Here is a 1,984-nt window from a genome sequence, read left to right as displayed (position 1 = left end):
GCGACCAGCCTGCCTGTGAGCGTAGCGATTGAGCAAGCCAATCCGGCTGGGCTGGTCGATGGCATCTACAGTGCCGGCGCTGGTGGCGCAGCGGTTACAGAAGCGGTGATACCTGCCGGAAGTAACAACGCGGGTCCAGTCTACGTGGGCACGCCGAGCGCGGCTGGGACTTACCGGGTCAGCGCTGCAGCGGCGGGCATGAGCACGGTGATTTCTCCTGTAATAACGGTAAGCGCACCGGAACTCAAGTTCAACCGAACCACAGAGATGGTGGGCAAGGGAATGCGAACCTATGTGAATTCCCTGTACGTGCAGCGCGTGGTCAACGGATCGGCCTTCAGCGGGGTGGATGCCCTGGTGGTCAATCTGAGTAGCAGCGACCCAAGCAAGGTCAGTGTGCCGGCCAGCGTGACGATTCCGGCGGGCAGTTCATCGGTCTACTTCCGCTCCACGGGCGTAGAACTGACGCAGGGTGCCGCAGTGACCATTGATGCCACTGCAGAGGGCTACACGGCGCCAGCCGCCAAACTGCAAATACAGGTGGGTGAGCCGGTCCTGTCGCTGTCGGGGGTCGACGTTTCGCGCAGCGTGGGGCAGGCGCGGAATGGCTTCTATATCGGTATCAGGGGCCCTGCAGGCGGGCCTTCTCCGACCAACCAGACGATGGCGACCAGCCTGCCTGTGAGCGTAGCGATTGAGCAAGCCAATCCGGCTGGGCTGGTCGATGGCATCTACAGTGCCGGCGCTGGTGGCGCAGCGGTCACAGAAGCGGTGATACCTGCCGGAAGTAACAGCGCGGGTCCGGTCTACGTTGGCACGCCGAGTACGACGGGCACCTACCGGGTCAGCGCTACGACGGCGGGCATGAACGTGGTGACTTCACCACTGGTGACGGTGAGTGCACCGGAACTCAAGTTCAACCGAACCACAGAGGTGGTGGGCAAGGGGATGCGAACTCAGGTGAATTCCCTGTACGTGCAGCGCGTAGTCAACGGCTCGGCCTTCAGCGGGGTGGATGCCCTAGTGATTAATCTCGAGTGCAGTGCGCCCACCATCTGCTCGGTGCCCACGACTGTGACGATTCCTGCGGGTGGTTCGTCAGCGTACTTCCAGGTCACGGGTGCCGGTCTAGGCGACACAACAATCACTGCGGCGGCAGCAGGGCATACCAGTGCAGAGAATCTCGCAGTCCGAACGGTTGACCCTCAGTTGGTGTTCAGCGGACCTTCCAGCACGAGTGTGGGCAGCCAGTCTAATTTCTCGCTTTCCCTGACCGTGCCCGGATCTAGCGCCCCCAACAGCCAAGGGGTAGCAGCGCCAACGGTGGTGACGCTCACCAGCAGTGCGCCGGGGGTGGCTTCGGTGCCGGCAACGGCAACGATCGCAACTGGCAGCAGAACCACTAGCACGCTTCAACTCACTGGCATCGCTCCCGGCAGCACCAGCGTGACCGCCAGTGGATCTGGATTGATCAGCGCCACCTCCGGTGTGGTGTCGGTATCACCGTGAGGAAATGATCATGACGAAAACAGACCATGCTCAATTGCTGAAGAAATGTATCGACCATCTCGTCGATCGATTCTCAGTGCACTCGCTATTGCGCTACGCTTAAATCGGCTTATCCGCTGGGAACACTGCTGGATCTAAATGGAAAACTTTTTATTTGGTTAATCTGAGAGATTCTAATATCTAATTGCTAGTGCGCTTGGTGAATAGTCTCGAGCGTATCAACGGCTACATAGCTAGGTTCATTCTGCGGTGCGTAAATCTAACGCGCTGTGGAATTGCTCGTCCTAACGATTTCCATTTGTTGTGGATTTTTGTGTTGTATAGGCGCCAAACTAGTGCAGATGGAAGCTGTAGATCAGAATTATCCTGATACACTTCGCACAAATAGTTGCCAGTGTGCTGTCCTGCAAATAGCTGCCTGAAGCGGAGTGATCCGGTTTTACAGCTGACGCACTGCAACAGGATGCAGCGCCAC

At 58.3% G+C, this 1,984-nt stretch carries 1 protein-coding gene; it reads left to right on the top strand.

Features of this window, described 5'->3' with window-relative positions; translation table 11 throughout:
- A partial coding sequence (locus tag J2W49_RS25675) for a hypothetical protein (RefSeq protein ID WP_310322769.1) occupies positions 1 to 1,509 on the top strand: 1,509 nt, incomplete at its 5' end.
- Between the last annotated feature and the right edge of the window lie 475 nt (positions 1,510 to 1,984).

This window comes from Hydrogenophaga palleronii, assembly GCF_031457455.1.
In the GTDB taxonomy this organism is placed as follows: domain Bacteria; phylum Pseudomonadota; class Gammaproteobacteria; order Burkholderiales; family Burkholderiaceae_C; genus Hydrogenophaga; species Hydrogenophaga palleronii_A.
Note: the sequence above shows the minus strand (reverse complement) of the source record. Positions and strands in the feature narration are given on the sequence as shown.